This is a genomic window from Acerihabitans sp. TG2 (assembly GCF_035013185.1).
GTDB lineage: Bacteria > Pseudomonadota > Gammaproteobacteria > Enterobacterales > Enterobacteriaceae > Acerihabitans.
In genome coordinates this window covers 134,861-154,036 of the sequence record NZ_JAYGJO010000008.1, presented here as the reverse complement: position 1 = coordinate 154,036, position 19,176 = coordinate 134,861, and the positions used below count along the sequence as shown (strand labels likewise).

The 19,176-nt window shown below is 53.5% G+C and carries 18 protein-coding genes; 9 read left to right on the top strand and 9 right to left on the bottom strand.

What is annotated here, in order from left to right; all coding sequences use genetic code 11:
- Nucleotides 1-173: 173 nt before the first annotated feature.
- Both SJI19_RS09850 and SJI19_RS09845 read left to right on the top strand, forming a co-directional pair.
- Entirely contained in the window at nt 174-1,088 is a 915-nt protein-coding gene (locus SJI19_RS09850; protein ID WP_323478103.1) for an SPFH domain-containing protein, read from the top strand.
- A 2-nt stretch (nt 1,089-1,090) separates the two neighbouring features.
- Entirely contained in the window at nt 1,091-1,546 is a 456-nt protein-coding gene (locus SJI19_RS09845; RefSeq protein WP_323478082.1) for an NfeD family protein, read from the top strand.
- Here the strand turns inward: SJI19_RS09845 and cueR are convergent.
- Nucleotides 1,543-1,953 carry a Cu(I)-responsive transcriptional regulator gene (cueR, locus tag SJI19_RS09840; RefSeq protein ID WP_323478102.1) on the bottom strand — a complete coding sequence of 137 codons (411 nt, stop codon included), beginning with the start codon at nt 1,951-1,953 and terminating at the stop codon, nt 1,543-1,545. The two genes, SJI19_RS09845 and cueR, sit on opposite strands and share 4 nt — an antisense overlap.
- Nucleotides 1,954-2,184: 231 nt before the next feature.
- On the opposite strand from cueR, the gene copA reads away from it, so the two are divergent.
- The 4 genes from copA (at nt 2,185) to SJI19_RS09820 (ending at nt 7,822) form a co-directional block, all read left to right on the top strand.
- Entirely contained in the window at nt 2,185-5,019 is a 2,835-nt protein-coding gene (gene copA / locus SJI19_RS09835) for a copper-exporting P-type ATPase CopA (protein WP_323478081.1), read from the top strand.
- A 57-nt stretch (nt 5,020-5,076) separates the two neighbouring features.
- Nucleotides 5,077-5,883: a TraB/GumN family protein gene (locus SJI19_RS09830; protein ID WP_323478080.1), complete on the top strand. Its 807-nt coding sequence runs from the start codon at nt 5,077-5,079 to the stop codon at nt 5,881-5,883.
- A 226-nt stretch (nt 5,884-6,109) separates the two neighbouring features.
- Entirely contained in the window at nt 6,110-6,595 is a 486-nt protein-coding gene (gene ybaK, locus SJI19_RS09825; RefSeq protein ID WP_323478079.1) for a Cys-tRNA(Pro)/Cys-tRNA(Cys) deacylase YbaK, read from the top strand.
- A 15-nt stretch (nt 6,596-6,610) separates the two neighbouring features.
- Nucleotides 6,611-7,822: an MFS transporter gene (locus SJI19_RS09820; RefSeq protein ID WP_323478078.1), complete on the top strand. Its 1,212-nt coding sequence runs from the start codon at nt 6,611-6,613 to the stop codon at nt 7,820-7,822.
- A gap of 118 nt (nt 7,823-7,940) precedes the next feature.
- On the opposite strand, the gene hemH is transcribed toward SJI19_RS09820, so the two are convergent.
- From hemH to apt, 7 genes are all read right to left on the bottom strand, one after another.
- The gene (gene hemH, locus SJI19_RS09815) at nt 7,941-8,906 is read right to left on the bottom strand and encodes a ferrochelatase (protein WP_323478077.1); all 966 of its coding nucleotides are present in this window, start codon (nt 8,904-8,906) and stop codon (nt 7,941-7,943) included.
- Between the two features lie 244 nt (nt 8,907-9,150).
- On the bottom strand, nt 9,151-9,795 hold the full coding sequence (gene adk / locus SJI19_RS09810) for an adenylate kinase (RefSeq protein WP_323478076.1): 645 nt from the start codon (nt 9,793-9,795) through the stop codon (nt 9,151-9,153).
- A gap of 245 nt (nt 9,796-10,040) precedes the next feature.
- Entirely contained in the window at nt 10,041-11,978 is a 1,938-nt protein-coding gene (gene htpG, locus SJI19_RS09805; RefSeq protein ID WP_323478075.1) for a molecular chaperone HtpG, read from the bottom strand.
- Nucleotides 11,979-12,121: 143 nt separating this feature from the next.
- Nucleotides 12,122-12,727, bottom strand: a complete 606-nt coding sequence (recR, locus tag SJI19_RS09800) for a recombination mediator RecR (protein WP_323478074.1) — start codon at nt 12,725-12,727, stop codon at nt 12,122-12,124.
- Nucleotides 12,727-13,056 (bottom strand): YbaB/EbfC family nucleoid-associated protein, encoded by a 330-nt coding sequence (locus SJI19_RS09795; protein WP_131866228.1) that lies wholly within the window; start codon nt 13,054-13,056, stop codon nt 12,727-12,729. Before SJI19_RS09795 ends, recR begins: the two co-directional genes overlap by 1 nt.
- A 61-nt stretch (nt 13,057-13,117) precedes the next feature.
- A complete protein-coding gene (dnaX, locus tag SJI19_RS09790) occupies nt 13,118-15,298 on the bottom strand; it encodes a DNA polymerase III subunit gamma/tau (protein ID WP_323478101.1) in 2,181 nt (726 codons plus the stop codon).
- A 72-nt stretch (nt 15,299-15,370) separates the two neighbouring features.
- On the bottom strand, nt 15,371-15,922 hold the full coding sequence (apt, locus tag SJI19_RS09785; RefSeq protein ID WP_323478073.1) for an adenine phosphoribosyltransferase: 552 nt from the start codon (nt 15,920-15,922) through the stop codon (nt 15,371-15,373).
- 407 nt (nt 15,923-16,329) lie between these two features.
- Between apt and priC the strand changes: the two genes are divergently transcribed.
- On the top strand, nt 16,330-16,872 hold the full coding sequence (priC, locus tag SJI19_RS09780) for a primosomal replication protein (protein WP_323478072.1): 543 nt from the start codon (nt 16,330-16,332) through the stop codon (nt 16,870-16,872).
- A gap of 127 nt (nt 16,873-16,999) precedes the next feature.
- A complete protein-coding gene (locus tag SJI19_RS09775) occupies nt 17,000-17,152 on the top strand; it encodes a DUF2496 domain-containing protein (protein WP_323478071.1) in 153 nt (50 codons plus the stop codon).
- Between the two features lie 12 nt (nt 17,153-17,164).
- Here the strand turns inward: SJI19_RS09775 and acrR are convergent, their stop codons facing one another.
- The gene (gene acrR, locus SJI19_RS09770) at nt 17,165-17,821 is read right to left on the bottom strand and encodes a multidrug efflux transporter transcriptional repressor AcrR (protein ID WP_323478070.1); all 657 of its coding nucleotides are present in this window, start codon (nt 17,819-17,821) and stop codon (nt 17,165-17,167) included.
- Nucleotides 17,822-17,966: 145 nt separating this feature from the next.
- Here acrR and SJI19_RS09765 point away from each other — a divergent pair, with 145 nt between their 5' ends.
- Nucleotides 17,967-19,163 carry an efflux RND transporter periplasmic adaptor subunit gene (locus tag SJI19_RS09765; protein ID WP_323478069.1) on the top strand — a complete coding sequence of 399 codons (1,197 nt, stop codon included), beginning with the start codon at nt 17,967-17,969 and terminating at the stop codon, nt 19,161-19,163.
- Nucleotides 19,164-19,176: the final 13 nt, after the last annotated feature.

The window sequence follows — 19,176 nt, the reverse complement described above, 5'->3', positions numbered from 1 at the left end:
TCACTGAATCTGGGTTCACAGCGCGTCAGATCCCCCGCAAAAGCGTATTATTAAGCGAATGTTTAAAATTTTATGTCATGCTGGCCGCAGCCCGAAAATGTTGTGGTACCAGCGCGGGTAGGTTGTTGTTCACTCTTGGATGGAATGGAGAAGTCACTATGGATATTTCGCCTATGTTAACGGTTGTCCCCATTATAATTATATTGGCTCTGGTGATCGTGTGGGCCGGGGTGAAAATTGTTCCGCAAGGTTATCAGTGGACGGTAGAACGTTTTGGTCGTTACACCTTTACCTTGAAACCGGGGTTAAATCTGGTTGTGCCCTTTATGGATCGTATTGGCCGAAAAATCAATATGATGGAACAGGTGCTGGATATTCCTTCCCAGGAAATCATCTCTAAGGACAACGCCAATGTCACCATTGATGCTGTCTGTTTTATCCAGGTAGTAGATCCGGCGCGGGCCGCGTATGAGGTCAGTAACCTCGAACAGGCTATCCTCAATTTAACCATGACCAACATTCGTACCGTGCTGGGTTCCATGGAACTCGACGAAATGCTGTCCCAGCGCGACGGTATCAATACTCGCCTGCTGCATATCGTCGACGAAGCCACTAATCCGTGGGGCATAAAAGTGACCCGTATCGAAATTCGCGACGTTCGGCCACCCGTTGATTTGATTTCGGCGATGAATGCCCAGATGAAAGCCGAACGAACCAAACGGGCGGACATCCTCGAAGCCGAAGGGGTACGCCAGGCGGCCATTTTGCGCGCCGAAGGGGAAAAACAATCGCAAATACTCAACGCCGAAGGTGAACGGCAGGCGGCATTCTTGCAGGCGGAAGCCCGTGAACGCGCGGCTGAAGCTGAGGCACTCGCCACCAAAATGGTGTCCGAGGCCATCGCGGCGGGTAATATCCAGGCGATTAACTATTTTGTCGCCCAGAAATATACCGATGCGTTAAAACACATCGGCTCGGCCAACAACAGCAAGGTCATCATGATGCCGCTGGAAGCCAGCAATCTCATGGGCGCCATTGGCGGGATTGCCGAATTAATCGGCGAAAGTAAAACCAACCGGAGTCAATAAGCATGCTACCGGCGCTGATCATTACCCCCCATTGGTTCTGGATTTCCCTCGGTTGCCTATTATTGGCGGCTGAAATGCTGGGCGCCGGCGGTTATCTGTTATGGAGCGGCGTTGCAGCGGTGCTGGTCGGGCTCATCGTCTGGGTGGTGCCGATTGACTGGGCATGGCAGGGGATTATTTTCGCGCTGTTGATCATTGTCGCCGCATTGGCGTGGTGGTATTGGTTACGCTCGCGTAACACCAGGATCCCTGCTTCGCTGCTCAATCGGCGCGCAGAACGGTTGGTGGGTACCCGTACCGTGCTGGTCGAACCGCTGATAAATGGCATCGGTCGGGTACGTATCGGCGATAGCACCTGGCGTGCGTGCTGTGACCAGGATCTCGCCGTGGGCATCGCGGTAGAGGTGATCGCCGTAGACGGTATCACCCTGCGGGTACGTCCCAGCGATGAGACTTAATGCTGCGTCCCTTCGGCGCAGCAGCCAGCCAGGTTGTTGATAATCGGGCAATCGGCGCTATCGTCACCGGGACAACGGTCCGCCAGTTGCAACAAATGCTGGCGCATGGCCTTGAGTTCGTTAATATGTTGGTCGATATCCTCAACCTTTTTAAGCGTACGCCTTTTTACATCAGCGCTATGACGCTGTGGATTATTAAACAGCGCCACCAGTTCCCGACATTCTTCCAGGGTAAACCCCACCAGCCGTGCCTGGCGTAGCAGTCCAAGCTCTTCGATATGGTGGGCATTATAGCTACGATAGCCATTTTCCTGCCGCAGTGGTGGCGTGATAAGCTCCTTCTCTTCATAAAAGCGAATCGCCTTACTGGTCAAGCCGGTTTTCTTTGCTACGTCGCTGATATTTATGTTACCCCCTTGACCTTACCCTTACGGTAAGGTCTAAGCTCTATTCTATTACATCCGCTTTAGCCAACGCACCCGCAACGTGAAGTATAACGGGTTTACCCTAAATAATTCACGTTGCAGGAAGGCGGCAACGCAGAGAAGCCCCAGGAGCTTACTCTTGTAAGTGACTGGGGTGAGCGAGTACAGCCAACGCACCAGCAACGTGAAGTATAACGGGTAAAGGAGTATTTGATGTCACAAACTATCACCCTCACCCTCGCGGGATTATCCTGCGAGCACTGTATCAAACGGGTCAAGCAATCCCTTGAATCCCGCGCCGATGTAGATAGTGCTCAGGTCGAGCTCAATTGCGCCACGGTAACGGGTAGCGCCAGCGTTCAGGCGCTTATCGATACGGTAGAACAGGCCGGTTATAAAGCCTCCCTGCCCAAAGCCGGTGTCGAACTGACCTTATCAGGGCTTAGCTGTGGGCACTGTGTGTCTGCCACTCGCCAGGCGCTGATGGCGGTTCCCGGTGTAACCACCGCCGAGGTCACCCTCGATCACGCCAACATTTCTGGCGTCGCCGATGCACAGACGCTAATAGCAGCAGTGGAGCATGCGGGTTATCAGGCCAGTTTAGCGGGGAGCACATCACACCCAAAAACTGAACCGCTGACGGTCAATACTTCAGCGCCGGACTCACCGGCAGCGGCGACAGTTATTCCTGCACATCAGGTAACAAAACACAATATCACCCTGGATACACCAACAAGCGCGCAAACTCCCCCTACAGCCGCGGTGCCAATTCAGCAAGAGCACTCGAGCGATACGTTAGCCGCCACGGCGCCACAGCAAGCGGACACGTCGGCGGATAACGCCCAGCATCTGCTTATCAGCGGTATGAGTTGCGCCAGTTGTGTTTCTAAAGTGGAACGGGCGTTGCAACAGGTTTCCGGCGTCGAACAAGCGCGGGTCAACCTGGCGGAACGCAGCGCCTTGGTGATGGGCGTATCCGACGGCGCTGCGCTGATTGCAGCCGTTGAACAGGCCGGATACGGCGCGGAAATCATTCAGGATGACAACCGTAGGCGCGAACGCCAGCAACAGAGCGCACAGCAGGCGACGGTGCGTTTTCGTTGGCAGTCTGCGCTGGCACTCACGCTGGGCATACCGCTGATGGTCTGGGGCATGTTTGGCGATAATATGACACTGACACCCGACAATCGCCCGTTATGGTTGGGTATTGGACTGCTGACGCTCGCGGTGATGGTGATTGCCGGCGGTCATTTTTATCGCAGTGCGTGGCGCAGTCTGACCAACGGTAGCGCCACCATGGATACATTGGTGGCACTAGGCACTGGCGCCGCCTGGCTCTACTCAATAAGCGTCGTTTGGTGGCCGGACGTGTTCCCCATCGCAGCGCGGCATCTCTACTTTGAAGCCAGCGTCATGATCATCGGCCTGATAAACCTGGGTCATGCGCTGGAACAACGAGCCCGCCAACGCTCGTCCCAGGCGCTAGAACGGCTACTGGATTTGACGCCGCCCATGGCGCGGGTGGTGGATGATACGGGTGAACACCCCCTGCCCCTGGCCGACGTAAAATTAGGCATGATCCTGCGGCTCACCACCGGCGATCGGGTACCGGTGGATGGTGAAATCACCCAGGGCGAAATCTGGCTGGATGAATCCATGCTCACCGGCGAGCCGGCGGCACGGCGCAAAACGGCCGGGGGCAGCGTCCATGCTGGCACCCTGGTACAAGATGGCACTGTCACCTTTCGCGCCGATGCTATCGGCTCTCAAACCACGCTGGCGCGTATTATTCGTTTGGTCCGCCAAGCCCAAAGCAGTAAACCGGCTATCGGCCAACTGGCGGATCGTATCTCTGCGGTCTTTGTGCCAAGTGTGGTGGCTATTGCTATCATCAGTGCGGCGATCTGGTATCTGTTTGGTCCGCAACCGCACATTGTCTATACGCTGGTTATCGCCACCACGGTACTGATCATTGCCTGTCCCTGTGCACTCGGACTGGCCACACCCATGTCGATTATCGCCGGCGTCGGACGGGCGGCAGAATTTGGTGTATTGGTGCGCGACGCCGATGCATTGCAAAACGCCACCAGCCTCGACACCCTGGTATTTGACAAAACCGGTACCCTGACCGAAGGCCGCCCCCGGGTGGTAGCAATAGAGCCGAGCGCAGGCTTTGATAGCGAGCAGGTAACCCTGCTTGCCGCGGCGCTTGAGCAAGGTTCTAATCACCCCCTGGCCCACGCTATTGTGGAGCATGCTGGTCAAATCGCATTGCCAGAAGTGAGTGGGTTTCGCACGCTGCGTGGTCTGGGTGTCAGCGGCACTATCAACGGTCGGCAGGCCTGGCTTGGCAATCTTGCGCTGATGAGCGAACAGCATATCGACACCAGTGCATTGAGCGCGCGCATGGCGTTCTGGTCGGAACAAGGTGCTACCCCGGTATTATTGGCAATGGATGACCAACCGGCGGCGCTCTTCGCTATTCGTGACCCACTGCGTGAGGACAGCGTTGCCGCATTAGCCCGCCTGCATGCCCGTGGTTATACTCTGGTCATGCTTACCGGTGATAATGCAGCCACTGCCGATGCCGTAGCGAAAGAAGCCGGGATCGATCGGGTTATCGCCGGCGTGCTACCGGACGGGAAAGCGCAGGCAATTCAACAACTGCAGCGGGAAGGTCATCGGGTAGCAATGGTTGGTGACGGTATTAACGACGCCCCTGCGCTGGCCCAAGCAGAAGTGGGCATCGCCATGGGCGGCGGCAGTGATGTGGCTATCGAAACCGCCGCCATCACCTTGATGCGCCAAAGTCTGCACGGTGTGGCCGATGCACTGGAGATAGCCAAGGCCACATTGCGCAATATGCGACAAAATCTGCTGGGGGCCTTTGTTTACAATGCGTTGGGGATCCCCATCGCCGCAGGGATCCTTTATCCTTTTACCGGAACACTACTCAGTCCGGTAGTGGCGGGTGCGGCCATGGCGTTATCGTCGATTACCGTCGTGAGCAATGCCAATCGCCTGATACGCTTTAAGCCCAAGCAATAACGTCATACACTGGTCAGGACCCACCCTGTATTTCCCTGTGGACTGGAGCTGCTGACAATGAGGAATTTATTTCGACGCATGGCCGTTATGTTGGGGTTAATCACCCCCGCCATGTACGCCTGGCCGGGCATGGATGTGAATTTGCCCGATCGGCGGCAACTTCATTTGGTCGGCAGTATCCATATGGGATCGAGGGAGATGGCTCCGCTGCCTGCCAGCTTGCTGGCGCGTCTTCGGCAAGCCTCGGCGTTGATTGTCGAGGCTGACATCACCACCGGTTCACCGTTAACCAACGACGAGCCGATAACCGTGCCCCTGTCCGAGCGTTTGAGGCCGCAGATGCAGACCCTACTGAGCGGCATTTGTGGCGAGTACGGACTCGATGAGGCCGCGCTAACGGCACTACCGTCATGGCACATCGCTCTAATACTTCAGGCCCGACAAGCCGAATCTCTGGGACTGAGGGCCGCTTACGGCATCGACTATCAATTGATTCAGGCGGCCAAGGCAATGGATAAGCCCGTGATAGAGTTGGAAGGTCCACAGCAGCAGATGGAGCTGTTGTTACAGTTGCCCGATCAAGGCAATACGCTACTGCACGATACCCTGGACCATTGGCATGACAATGCCCGATTATTGCAGACCATGATCGGTTGGTGGCTCTACAATCGGCCGATAAACATGGACAAGGCTTTCCCTTCAACCTTCAGCGGCGAACTTTACCAACACCTGATGACCGAACGTAACCAACGCTGGAAACGGCAACTCGAAGATCTGCCTAGCGGAGAATATGTGGTTGCGGTAGGCGCTTTGCACTTGTACGGCGAACAAAATTTGCCGTCGCTACTGGAAAATAACCTGTAACCCCATCGGTTTTCATCGTGACATTATTTACCCTCCCGCATCATTAGGCTATCTCTGCCGAAAGATTGGAATATATAATTAGGGCCGTTATCTTTTACGTTGCAACGGCATCAGCTACACTCGTTCACCTGACGTTTTTACCTGGCTAAGCTACGGCGCCGCTCGTTTGCCGTCGTCGTGCAACACAAACGCTTTAAAGGGTATTCCATTTATTCAGGACGATGTTATGACGCCTGCGGTTATATTGCTGGAAAAAAACCATATCGCATTTACTCTACATGCTTATCCACACGATAGCGATGAGACCCATTTTGGCGAAGAAGCGGTGCGTAAATTGGGGTTAGATGCACAACAAGTCTATAAAACCCTACTGGTATCACTTAATGGCGAAAGCAAACAGTTGGCGGTGGCGGTCACCCCGGTGGCGCTGCAGTTGGATTTAAAAAAAGTTGCCCGGGCGCTGGGGGCCAAAAAAGCCGAAATGGCCGATCCTGCACTGGCACAAAAAATCACCGGTTATTTGATTGGCGGCATCAGCCCTCTGGGGCAGAAAAAGCGTCTACCGACGGTTATCGATTTACCGGCACGGGAATTCGCCACGATGTTTATTTCCGGTGGCAAACGTGGACTCGATATCGAGCTCAATCCCGAGGATCTACGCGGCCTATTATCGGCAAATTTTGCCGATATTGCTAAACGTGACGATCGCTAACAGGCAGCTATTCACATGACAGTGCGCATCACACCAGCCCCTGCGGCAACCCACGATCGGCCACGCACCCTGTTTTCGGTGCTGGCAGCCATCAGCGTCGCCCATCTGTTAAATGACATGATCCAATCGCTGATCCTGGCGATTTATCCACTCCTGCAGGCCAGTTTTTCGTTAAGTTTTACCCAGGTGGGCATGATTACACTGACCTACCAAATTACCGCTTCCTTGCTACAACCCTTGGTGGGAAGTTATACCGATAAATACCCGCAGCCTTATTCATTGCCCATCGGCATGAGTTTTACGCTGTGCGGCATTTTGCTCATGGCGATGGCAGGCAGTTTCCCCGTGGTCTTGATCGCAGCGGCGCTGGTCGGCACCGGGTCGTCGGTATTCCATCCGGAATCTTCACGGGTAGCGCGCATGGCATCCGGCGGACGACACGGGCTCGCGCAGTCTTTGTTTCAGGTCGGTGGTAATTTCGGCGCATCATTAGGCCCCTTGCTGGCTGCGCTGCTCATCGCCCCTTATGGCAAAGGCCATATCGCCTGGTTCGCCTTGGCGGCGCTACTGGCGACCATCATCTTGCTACAGGTAGGCAAATGGTATCGTGGTGCGATCGCCGCACCCAAATCGCATCACACCAAACACGTGCTGGTTTCACCGTTGCCGCCTCGCAAGGTGGCCTGGGCTATCGGTATTTTGCTGATGCTGATTTTTTCCAAATATTTTTATCTCACCAGTATCAGCAGTTATTACACCTTTTATTTGATGCATAAATTTGGCCTGTCGATACAGGCAGCCCAGTTGCATTTGTTCGCCTTTCTGTTCGCGGTAGCGGTAGGTACGGTGATAGGTGGCCCATTGGGGGATCGTATTGGACGTAAGTATGTGATTTGGGGGTCAATCCTCGGGGTAGCGCCTTTTACGCTGTTACTGCCTTATGCCTCTTTGGCTGTCACCGGCTTATTGACAGTCATTATCGGCGTGATTATTGCCTCGGCATTCTCCGCGATTCTGGTATACGCCCAAGAGCTGTTACCGGGCAGGATCGGCATGGTCTCCGGGCTCTTTTTTGGTTTTGCCTTCGGCATGGGAGGGCTTGGGGCGGCAGTGTTAGGCCATATTGCTGATTTGACCAGCATCGAGTACGTCTATCACATTTGCTCTTTCTTGCCGTTGTTGGGTATTCTGACCGCTTTTTTGCCGAATACTCGCGAAAATCGCTAAGCATTCACGGCTGAAAAATGGGTGACGTCATGCAACCCGACACATCGGTATGGGTGTTGCGCCATGGCCATGCAACCATGGCGAAACACCCAGCCCACAGAATCTTTCGGTGACTCACTTAGTCGATCTGTTCCATGACCAATTGACGGAACAATTCGATATTACCGGGGTCGGCATTCAGCGCCGGAATATAATGGAACTGCTCCCCCCCAGCATGGGTAAATATCTCACAGTTTTGAACCTTTATCTCTTCAAGGGTTTCCAAACAATCCGACGAGAAACCTGGGCAAATCACCTGAATATGTTTAATGCCCTGAGCGGGCAGCGCCTTCAATGTCAAATCGGTAGCCGGCACTAACCAGGGATCGCGCCCAAAACGCGATTGAAAGGTCATCATCACCCGCTCGGCCGGGTAGTCAAGCGCCGTCACCAGCGCACTGCGGGTTGCCTCACAACGCAGTGGATAATCATCACCTTCACGGGCATAGCGCTGTGGAATGCCGTGGAACGAAATGACCAACCGATCCGGCTCGCCGTGCTCGGCAAAAGAATGTTTGATGCTATCAACCAACGCCGCGATATAAGCGGGATGGTCAGCATAATCGCGAATAAAACTCACGGAAGGTAACCGGCGTTGGCCGCTGAATACGCGCGCTACTGCATCCCAAATCGACGCACTGGTAGAACTGGAATATTGTGGATAGAGCGGTAAAACAACCAGTTTAGTGATCCCTGCAGCTAACAGTCGTTCCACTGCGGGTGCCAGCGCCGGTGAACCATAGCTCATTGCCAGTTCCACCTGCGCATTCGGCAGTGCCACCGCCAGCGCCGCCCGCTGGCGTTGGCTAAACACCATCAGCGGCGAGCCGCCTGCCATCCAGACGCTTTGATACAACTTGGCTACCCGAGGCGAGCGAAGCGGCAAGATCACGCCGCGCAGGAGCGGCCACCAGAGAATCCGCGGCGTATCCACCACCCGTCGGTCACTGAGAAATTCGGCCAGGTAACGTTTTACCGCCTGCGCAGTTGGCGCTTCGGGCGTTCCCAGGTTGACCATCAACACGCCATATTTTTCCTGTCCCATATCCCTGCCCCTTCATCAGAAGTCAATATGCCAATTCCCTGTATTTAAAAAGGATTAATCAGCAATCATCGATAGGATAGTGTAGCCGAAAAGTGCGGGTTAAGAATCCCTAACCTTCATCTGTGGGGAAATCGTTGCAATAGGCATTATCAGCGGGACTTGAAAAAGCCAGGCATGCCATTCACCTGGCACTCGCCGCCGTAGCCAAGGGTTATGAAACGGCGGCGCAGAGTAGATCGGACCATCAATCGAGGATTTTAGCCAGCTCAGTGCTGATGTTGGCCACTTTCTGAGTGCCGTCGATTTTGTGGTACTGGGTATGACCGGCCGCGGCTTCGTGCTGATAATAACCTATCAGCGGCGCGGTTTGCTGGTGATATTCAACCAACCGCTTGCGCACGGTTTCTTCCTGGTCATCTTTACGCGTGCTCAGCGGTTCACCGGTAACATCATCTTTGCCTTCATGCTTCGGCGGATTAAAGGTCACATGATAGACCCGTCCTGATGGCGCATGTACGCGGCGGCCAACGATACGGTCGATGATCAGCTCATCCGGCACGGCAAATTCCAGCACATAGTCCACCTTAATACCGGCATCTTTCATGGCATCGGCCTGGGGAATGGTCCGAGGGAAACCATCAAGCAGGAAACCATTGCGGCAGTCGTCTTGTTTAATACGTTCTTTAACTAATGCTATCACCAGTTCGTCGGTAACCAGCTTACCGGCGTCCATGATTTCCTTGGCTTTTTTACCCAATTCGGATTGCGCTTTCACCGCGGCGCGCAGCATATCGCCGGTGGAAATCTGCGGAATGCCGTACTTTTCCATAATAAATTGTGCTTGAGTGCCCTTACCAGCGCCCGGAGCGCCCAGCAGAATGATACGCATTGCGTAAATCCCCTTGCTTATATCTAATGTAAAAAGAGAAGAAAACACTAAACCTTACCACTAGTGGGTCCCTTTTCTCAAGGAAAGGGCGCAAGGAGAGGCGGTTTAGCGCTGCTTTCAGAATTGCCCCAGCATGGACGCCGTAGAGGCCGATGCGAGGGCCGAAGCAAAAACACCGGGCCAGGTAACCCGGCCCGGTGTTTAGCTCATCATGCCGTCGGTGGATGTCGTCCGGCGCGAGATGATTATTGACCCAACAATTGATTCATACGACGGATAAACTGGTTAGGATCGTCCAGCGTACCACGTTCAGCCAGCAAGGCCTGATCGAGCAACAGGTTAATCCAGTCGTTGAAATGGCTCTCATCGTTAATATCGGCGGCACGTTTTACCAGTGCATGATCCGGATTGAGTTCAAATATATACTTGATCTCAGGCGCGGTTTGGCCAGCGGAGGCAAACAACTTCGCCATCTGGGTGGTCATATCATCGGCATCGGTGGTCACGATGGCCGGCGTATCGGTCAGGCGATGCGTCAGACGCACTTCCTTGACCCGATCGCCCAGGAACGTTTTAACTCTGGCAACAAAAGGTTCCAGCGCTTTTTCCGCATCTTTTTGTTCTTGAGCCGTTTCTTCATCGGCCAGCTTGTCGAGCGTCGCATCGACTTTGCTCACGGACTGGAAGGACTTGCCTTCGAATTCGGTCAAATAACTCATCATCCACTCATCAATGCGATCGGAAAGCAGCAGGACTTCGATGCCTTTCTTACGCAGCAGTTCCAAATGCGGACTGCTCTTGGCGGCGGCATAACTGTCCGCTGTGATGTAGTATATTTTTTCCTGGCCTTCCACCATGCGCTCCAGGTAATTCTGCAGCGAAACGGTCTGTGCCGAACTGTCCGCATGGGTAGTGGCAAAACGCAACAGTTTGGCGATATTTTCGCTATTGGCGGTATCTTCCCCCGGTCCTTCTTTTAATACCAAACCGAACTCTTGCCAGAATTGCTGGTATTTTTCAGCATCATCTTTGGAGAGCTTGTCCAGCATTTGCAAGGCACGTTTGGTCAAGGCACTTTTCAGATTCTGGGTGACCCGATTATCTTGCAGAATTTCGCGCGAGATGTTCAACGGCAGATCGTTAGAGTCTATCAGACCCTTGACGAAACGCAGGTAGTTGGGCATGAACTGATCGGCGTCGTCCATGATAAATACCCGTTGCACATACAGCTTAAGACCGTGCTTATGGTCGCGGTTCCACATATCCCACGGCGCCTTGCCCGGGATATAGAGCAGGCTGGTGTATTCCTGCTTACCTTCGACACGATTATGGCTCCAGATCAGGGGATCGCTAAAGTCATGAGACAGGTGCTTATAGAACTCCCGATATTCGTCATCCGGGATCTCACCTTTACCGCGAGTCCACAAAGCCTGAGCTTTATTTATTTTTTCCCAGGTCACGGTTTCGGTACTTTCAGCGTCGACGGCATCCGGTGTCGCAGCATCAGTATCAGTATCGGCAGCGTCTTTTTCTTCAGCTGCGCTTCGGGTTTCCAGTTCGACCGGCAGGGCAATGTGATCGGAATATTTGCTGATAATGCTGCGTAAGCGCCAGTCATCGAGGAATTCGTCCTCACCTTCGCGCATGTGCAAAGTAATTTCAGTGCCGCGGTCAGGTTTAGTAATGCCGGCAATGGTATAGTCCCCCTCCCCGGCGGATTCCCAGAAAACCCCTTCGTCAGCCGTAGCACCGGCGGCACGGGTGCGCACCGTGACTTTATCGGCCACAATAAACGCCGAGTAGAATCCGACGCCGAACTGACCAATCAATTGGCTGTCCTTGACCTGATCCGAGCCCATGGACTCCAGAAAGGCTTTCGTTCCGGATTTCGCGATAGTACCCAGGTTGTCGATCGTTTCCTCACGGGTCATACCAATACCGTTATCGCTCAGGGTCAGCGTGCGGTTAGCTTTATCACAGGACAGACGCACCCGTAATTCACCGTCGCCTTCATAAAGATCAGGCTGGGATAACGCGCGAAACCGGAGTTTATCCGCCGCATCAGAGGCATTGGAAATCAGTTCGCGTATAAAAATTTCTTTATTGGAATAAAGTGAGTGGATCATCAGTTGAAGCAATTGTTTAACTTCAGATTGGAATCCGCGAGTTTCTTGTCCTTTCATACTTTTACTTACCTCAATCCAAATAGCTATCAATCAGGCGGGTTTAGATACAACGATGAACAACAGATGGGGATGTCAGGGTGGGTTTTCAAGCATTCAAGTTAAAAAAAACGGGCCAAATGGCGGCGCCACGCGCCGCGATGCTAGAATTTTATGGGGTGTCGTCCCGCCAGAGAGTGGGACAGCGTGGTGCCATCAACCATTTCCAACTCCCCGCCCACCGGCACGCCATGGGCAATGCGCGTAGCCAATACATCATAGTGGGCGCACATCTCGGCGATGTAATTGGCCGTCGCGTCACCTTCGACGGTCGGATTGGTGGCCAGAATGACTTCGGCGATATCTTCACTGGCCAACCGTTCCTGCAACCTGTCGAGGCCGATATCATCGGGTCCGATACCATCAAGCGGAGACAGATGCCCCATTAACACAAAATAGCGACCCGCAAACTGGCCGGTTTGTTCAATCGCATTGATGTCCGCAGGGCTTTCCACCACACAGATCTGTCGGGTCTGTTTGCGGCGGGGATTAGCGCAAATCGTACATATCTCCTGCTCGGTAAACGTCCGGCAATCGGCGCAGTGGTCGATTTCCGACATAGCCCGTGTCAATGACTGAGCCAGGCGCATGCCGCCGCTGCGATCACGCTGCAATAAGTGGAATACCATGCGCTGGGCCGATTTAGGCCCTACGCCGGGTAAACATCGCAACGCTTCGGTTAACGCTTCAAGCAATGGACTGGTTTGCATCAGAACGGCATTTTAAAACCAGGAGGAAGCTGCATGCCGCTGGAAACAGAGGCCATTTTTTCCTTCTGGGTTTCTGCAATACGGCGTGCTGCATCGTTAAACGCCGCAGCAATCAGGTCTTCCAGCATATCCTTATCATCCTCAAGCAAGCTGGGATCGACTTCCACCCGGCGGCAATTATGCGCACCGTTAATCGTAACCTTAACCAAACCGGCACCGGATTCGCCGGTTACTTCCAACTGAGCAATTTCTTCTTGCATCTGCTGCATTTTTTCCTGCATCTGCTGGGCCTGTTTCATCAGGTTGCCCATACCGCCTTTACCAAACATAGTCTTCTCTCTCTATTAGCGTCGAACCGCATGCCGGCAATCAAACGCCATTGGCAAACAGTCAAACAGGACGGATGCTATCTTCATCCAATTCGGCGTCAAAAAAACGTCGGAGCGTCTGGATATTATTATCCGCGATAATCGCCTGACGCGCCTGTAACAATTTTTCTTCATAAATAGCCTGCCGCCATTCCAGCGGCGTGCGTATCACTGGATTATCATCGGTTGCCACGGTTAATTCAACCGGCGCGCCAAGCTCGGCCGCGAGCGCGTCAGACAAGGTCGCCTGTGACGTGGGTGAATTAAGATGCTGCTGAGCTGAACGCAAGTGCAGGCAAATTTTGCCCGGTGTCAGATCTTCTCTAAAAGCGTTCAGCGCCAATTGCTGCACCAGTTTGGGAATTTTCAATCGATCCACCAGCGCCGCCCAGGGATCGCGCACGATGGACTCTTGCGCCAGACGTTCAGCCAACTCAGGCGTTTTTTCATGTTCCAATGCCGTGCGCAGCGCCTTTGGCGTGGCGACCGGCTCACTGCTGGTTGATGGCTGAACGCTGGTTTTCCAGCGATAAGCTTCCGGCTTAACCGCCTTAGCGGTTGTCGGTGCGCCAACGCCGGCGGATTGACGCTGCTGGGCCTGTTCGCTAACCGACGCCAAACGTTCCAGTGCGCTGTTTGGCATTCTTTGGCGCTCCGGCGTGACAGCCGGATCACCTTTTTTTGGTTTTTGGCTCTCCTGCCGCCGCAGCAAGGCGGTGCGCGCCAGTAGCAATTGGGCGGTGCTATCAGGCAGAATCGACCCTTCCTGATTGCCGGTATGCGTCTCACCGCGAGCAGCCTCTTGAGGTGTCGTGGGCGCAGAACCCCAGTCCGGTGGCCGATCATCGGACGATCCTGCAAGGTTATCCTGCCCGTGATAAGCAATATCGGCCGCTTTCGCCGGTCGGCTATCAACCGAACCGGCATGATGATCATTACCGACAACAGGCATATCGTCCGCCGGCCGCGGCGATCCAGCGGATTTAACCCTGGGCGTCACCGGGCTTGAGGGTGGCTTGCTCTGCGAGGGAAGCGCTTTACGCCCCTGCTCCACGATGGCAACATCAGCCGTTTTTTTTTCCACGGTGTCAGCGCAAGACGCGAGTTCAACCCGGCGGGGATGAAATGCCAAGGCCCGCAACAGCGTCATCTCGACGCCCATGCGATGATCGGGGGCAAAAGGCAGCTCTTTTCGTCCCACCAACAAAGTTTGGTAATATAATTGCAAGTCGCTCGGTGGTATTCGCCGTGACAGTTCACGCAGGCGAGGAGCAACGGCAGCATCCTCTTCATTTTCCAACGCATCAGGCAACAGCTGCCCCATGGCAATACGATGCAACAACGTCAGCATCTCCACCAGCAGCGTTTCCCAGTCAACGCCCCGGGATGCGCATTGCGCTAACTGCGCCATCACGGCATTACCATCTGCATTGACCAGCGCTTCAATCATCGCCAGCGGCTGTTCGGTATTTAGCGTACCCAGCATATCGCCCACCGTTTCGGTGGTCACCTGGCCCATGCCCATGGCGATGGCCTGGTCAGTCAGACTTAACGCATCGCGCAGACTTCCGTCGGCGGCGCGCGCTATCAACTGCAGCGCGCGCGGTTCGCACGCAATCTGCTCGGCCTGGAGGATATGCTCAAGCTGGCCGCGAATCTGGCTGACATCAAGTGCTTTGAGATGAAATTGCAGACAACGGGATAAGATGGTTACCGGCAGTTTTTGCGGATCGGTAGTGGCCAGCAGGAATTTAACGTGCGACGGCGGCTCTTCCAGCGTTTTCAGCAGCGCATTGAAGCTGTGCCGCGACAGCATATGGACTTCGTCGATCAAATAGACTTTGAAGCGGCCCCGCGCCGGTGCGTATTGAACATTGTCCAATAGATCACGGGTATCTTCCACCTTGGTGCGGGACGCGGCATCGATTTCAATTAAATCAACAAACCGCCCCTGCTCGATCTCAAGGCAATTGGCGCAGTGACCACAGGGGGTAGCGGTGATACCGGTTTCGCAGTTAAGACCTTTCGCCAGCAAACGGGCGATAGTGGTTTTACCCACACCCCGGGTACCAGAGAATAAAAAGGCGTGATGAATCCTGCCCAGCGAAAGGCCATTCGTCAGCGCCGTCAGAACATGTTCCTGACCTACTACATCTGAAAACGTCTGCGGACGCCATTTACGGGCAAGAACCTGATAGCTCATGGGTCGCGAAAAAGTCGGTGGACAGGGGCTCATGCTAACACAGCCCCGCCCCGCAGCGCGAGGTGGATATGCTCAGTGGCCAGAGAATCCGACCAGACTGTAACTATCGACCCCCAGGCCGTCAAGCCGCGCTTCACCGCCGAGTTCAGCAAGATTAATCACAAACGCCGCGTCTTTTACCTCACCGCCAAGGCGGCGAATCAGTTTTACCGTCGCTTCGATGGTGCCGCCGGTTGCCAGCAGGTCATCAATCACCAACACCCTATCACCGGCGCTAATTGCATCCTGGTGAATTTCCAGCCGATCGACGCCATACTCAAGCTCATAACTTTCGGTCAATACCGCGCGGGGCAGTTTGCCGGGTTTACGCACCGGGATAAAACCCAGCCCAAGAGCCAAGGCCACAGGCGCACCGAACAGGAAACCACGCGCTTCCGTACCGACCACCTTGGTCAGATTGCGGTGACGATAATGGTCGACCAGCAGGTCAATAGTCGCGGTAAACGCCTGCGGGTTTTCCAACAAGCTGGTGATATCCCGAAAGAAAATACCCGGTTTTGGATAATCGGGAATGGTCTTGATACTGTTTTTGATAAGTTCGAGCTGTTGGGCCATTGCGGTCATAATGTATGTGCCTGAAACTTTAAAAATCATAGTCCGCGCGGACGCTTTAATCTGAACGAGAACGGTGTGACAACCACTGTGACGAACAGGCAGAACCCGCCGATGATGAAAGCGCTCAAATTTATGCAAACTGACGGAAAAATGCAACCACCGGGGCCTGCTCTTTTACTGTTTTGTTGCGTAATGTCAACCACCGATACCACTTGGGTTTGCCGCGATGGACTGCTTGGCTGGTGTGGTGAATCTTATAAGACAACCTAATTAAGGTATATTACTGCACCCGGGTTTCCCCTGCCAGCAGCGAGGTGCCCAAAAAAATGTCATGATGGGCAGGCTTATCGCGTTTCGTCCATCGGCCATTGGGCGAAAACATCTTTTGGGTATTGATCTTCTATGGGGAAAAAAAAGTGTACTCATCCAAGCTTCTGACCACATTAAACGATAAGCTCGATGGCTTGGCGGCCCGTATCACTGCTGGCAAACACGTCAACGTTGAGCAGTCACGTTTCGATTACCAATTATTTCAGACCCGAGGTCATCGATTGGAGGATTATCTGGCCGAAAGCCGGGAAACACTCCAGCGGCTGTCAGTTACCGCTGATAGCGGCCATGCAGACCGTGTCGCTTGGCTGGCGCAGCGGCTGATCGATCAAATGACCGCCCTGGCGCGCGAATTGGCCACTCAGGATCTGCGACGTCAACAACCGGCGACCGTGGTCGAAATAGACCATTATGCCAAACTTAGCGAGCATCAGGATTACGAAAGGCGATTACTTACCATGATCCGCGATCGTGATAGCCTGCGGCAAAGTACTGACGACAGTACGCGCCAGCAGCAGTTACAGCAGGAAATCGCCGCGTTGGAGGGGAGATTATCTCGTTGCCGACAGGCTGTGATACGAATTGAGCGCCTTATTGAGCGGCGTGAAAATGGCCCTGGTACAAAGTGAGACCGGTTTATGTCCATGAGTTTTTCGAAAAATACTGCCTGCGTTAATGCCGATTTCAGCTACCCTATGCCCAATAGATTTCGGGTCGCAGACAACGCACCTGTGACGCGCGCACGAGGAGAAACCGGTGACGCTGGAAGATGAATCCCCTGAAATTAAACTGGCGGTGGAATTGATTATGCTGCTGGAAAACAATGGCATCGCGCCAGAGCTGGTGCTGGCGGCATTGGATATCGTCAAAAATGATTATCTGAACAAAATCGGCAAACAAACTGAGTAAACCCACGTTTTTTTACTTTTTGGACCGTACGACCGCCTCGTGGCGCAGGTTGGGGCTTAAACGCAGCATATCGACAAATGCGGCGATCAGGATACGTGAGCCACGTTGTAAATCGAAGGAGCTAGGGATAAACAGCCAATTCTCCATTAATCCGGTCATATAAGCGCGCAGCAGGATAGCGGCACGACGGCAGTCCAGATCTACAGGCAGTTGCCCTTGCTCAATACAGTGGGCCAGTGTTCCCTCTATGCGTTCGTAGCATTCGGTATATAATCCCATACGCGCATCCTGGAATAAGGCCATTTCCCCCACAAACTCACATTTATGAAAAACAATTTCCATTAAGGCTCGCCACTCAGTATTGGAAACCGTGGCGTCTAAAATGTAAATCAGCGTCTCAGTTAATACATATAGTGGATCATCAGGGAATTTTGCCTGATACTCTAGCTCGTGCGCATGGACTTTCGACTCTGCGACAAACCAAATCTCGTTAAATAACTCGACTTTATTCTTGAAATGCCAATAAATAGCACCACGAGTCACCCCCGCAACCATGGCAATGTCAGTGAGCGACGTGGCGGAAACACCACGCATGGAAAACTCCTGAATTGCCGCATCCAGGATGTGTTGACGGGTTTCCTGGGCCTGCTGTTTGGTTTTTCGTGCCATAGCGCTCTTTTTGGGGGGTCTTTAGATTTACATACATTCACGAATGTATGTACCATAGCATAAGGCTAATTGTTACGCAGCAATGGGTTTGCAGGCTTGTGATCAATTGATCAGTTTTTTCAAATCGGACTCTTGAGGTTTATCTATGAACAAAAACAGAGGGATTTTGCCTCTGGCAGCCGTTCTGATGCTTTCAGGCAGCTTTATTCTTGTTGGATGCGACAACAAAGATGCTAAACAAGCAGGACATCAGCAACAGGCCCCGGAAGTTAGTGTAGTGACGGTAAAAAAACAAACATTGAATGTCACAACAGATTTACCCGGCCGCACCGCCGCTTTTCGCATTGCCGAAGTCCGCCCTCAGGTAAACGGCATTATTCTAAAGCGCAATTTCATTGAAGGTAGCAACATCCAGGCCGGCGTGTCGCTGTATCAAATTGATCCTGCAACATACAAAGCCACCTATGACAACGCTAATGGCACCCTGGCCCAGGCGCAAGCCAGTGCCAATAACGCCCGACTCACGGTAAATCGTTATAAAAAACTGCTGCCAAGTAACTTCGTCAGCAAGCAAGACTACGATAGCGCAGTAGCAACCCTGCAGCAGGACGATGCGTCGGTAGTCGCCGCCAAGGCTACCCTGGAAAGTGCTCGAATCAATCTTGCTTATACCCGGGTAACCTCGCCAATCAGTGGGCGTATTGGTAAATCCGCCTATACAGAGGGTGCGTTGGTCACTAATGGACAAACCACTGCGATGGCCACTGTCCAGCAGTTGGATCCGATGTATGTCGACGTGACACAATCCAGTAATGACTTTTTACGGCTGAAGCAAGAATTGGCAAGTGGCACCATGAAACAACAAAATGGCAAAGCCACAGTACATCTGCTGATGGAAGACGGCAGTGAATATCCACAGCCCGGCACGCTGGAGTTCTCCGATGTGACGGTGGATGAAACTACCGGTTCCATTACGATGCGCGCCATATTCCCTAATCCACAGCACGACCTGCTGCCGGGAATGTTTGTGCGCACACGGCTGGAAGAAGGGGTAAACGATGACGCGATCCTGGTACCACAGCAGGGGATTACCCGTAACCCACGCGGAGAAGCCAGCGCCATGGTGGTAGGTCCGGACAATAAGGTTGAGATGCGCCAGCTGACCACTAAACAGGCCATTGGCGACAAGTGGCTGGTCTCGTCTGGTTTACAAGTAGGCGATCGTGTGATTGTCAGCGGTTTGCAGAAAGTCAAACCCGGTATGCAGGTCACAGTAAAAGAGATGACCGAGCAAGAAACACAACCGGAACAACCGCAGCCTGAAAACCCCAAAAAGTCTTAAATAGGAACGGGTA

What these genes read in the sequence shown, in the direction of transcription:
- SJI19_RS09765 (WP_323478069.1), top strand. Translation starts at nt 17,967, where the DNA reads ATGAACAAAAACAGAGGGATTTTGCCTCTGGCAGCCGTTCTGATGCTT.
- recR (WP_323478074.1), bottom strand. Translation starts at nt 12,727, where the DNA reads ATGCAAACCAGTCCATTGCTTGAAGCGTTAACCGAAGCGTTGCGATGT.
- SJI19_RS09845 (WP_323478082.1), top strand. Translation starts at nt 1,091, where the DNA reads ATGCTACCGGCGCTGATCATTACCCCCCATTGGTTCTGGATTTCCCTC.
- copA (WP_323478081.1), top strand. Translation starts at nt 2,185, where the DNA reads ATGTCACAAACTATCACCCTCACCCTCGCGGGATTATCCTGCGAGCAC.
- hemH (WP_323478077.1), bottom strand. Translation starts at nt 8,906, where the DNA reads ATGGGACAGGAAAAATATGGCGTGTTGATGGTCAACCTGGGAACGCCC.
- ybaK (WP_323478079.1), top strand. Translation starts at nt 6,110, where the DNA reads ATGACGCCTGCGGTTATATTGCTGGAAAAAAACCATATCGCATTTACT.
- adk (WP_323478076.1), bottom strand. Translation starts at nt 9,795, where the DNA reads ATGCGTATCATTCTGCTGGGCGCTCCGGGCGCTGGTAAGGGCACTCAA.
- apt (WP_323478073.1), bottom strand. Translation starts at nt 15,922, where the DNA reads ATGACCGCAATGGCCCAACAGCTCGAACTTATCAAAAACAGTATCAAG.
- SJI19_RS09850 (WP_323478103.1), top strand. Translation starts at nt 174, where the DNA reads ATGTTAACGGTTGTCCCCATTATAATTATATTGGCTCTGGTGATCGTG.
- SJI19_RS09795 (WP_131866228.1), bottom strand. Translation starts at nt 13,056, where the DNA reads ATGTTTGGTAAAGGCGGTATGGGCAACCTGATGAAACAGGCCCAGCAG.
- SJI19_RS09820 (WP_323478078.1), top strand. Translation starts at nt 6,611, where the DNA reads ATGACAGTGCGCATCACACCAGCCCCTGCGGCAACCCACGATCGGCCA.
- acrR (WP_323478070.1), bottom strand. Translation starts at nt 17,821, where the DNA reads ATGGCACGAAAAACCAAACAGCAGGCCCAGGAAACCCGTCAACACATC.
- htpG (WP_323478075.1), bottom strand. Translation starts at nt 11,978, where the DNA reads ATGAAAGGACAAGAAACTCGCGGATTCCAATCTGAAGTTAAACAATTG.
- dnaX (WP_323478101.1), bottom strand. Translation starts at nt 15,298, where the DNA reads ATGAGCTATCAGGTTCTTGCCCGTAAATGGCGTCCGCAGACGTTTTCA.
- SJI19_RS09830 (WP_323478080.1), top strand. Translation starts at nt 5,077, where the DNA reads ATGAGGAATTTATTTCGACGCATGGCCGTTATGTTGGGGTTAATCACC.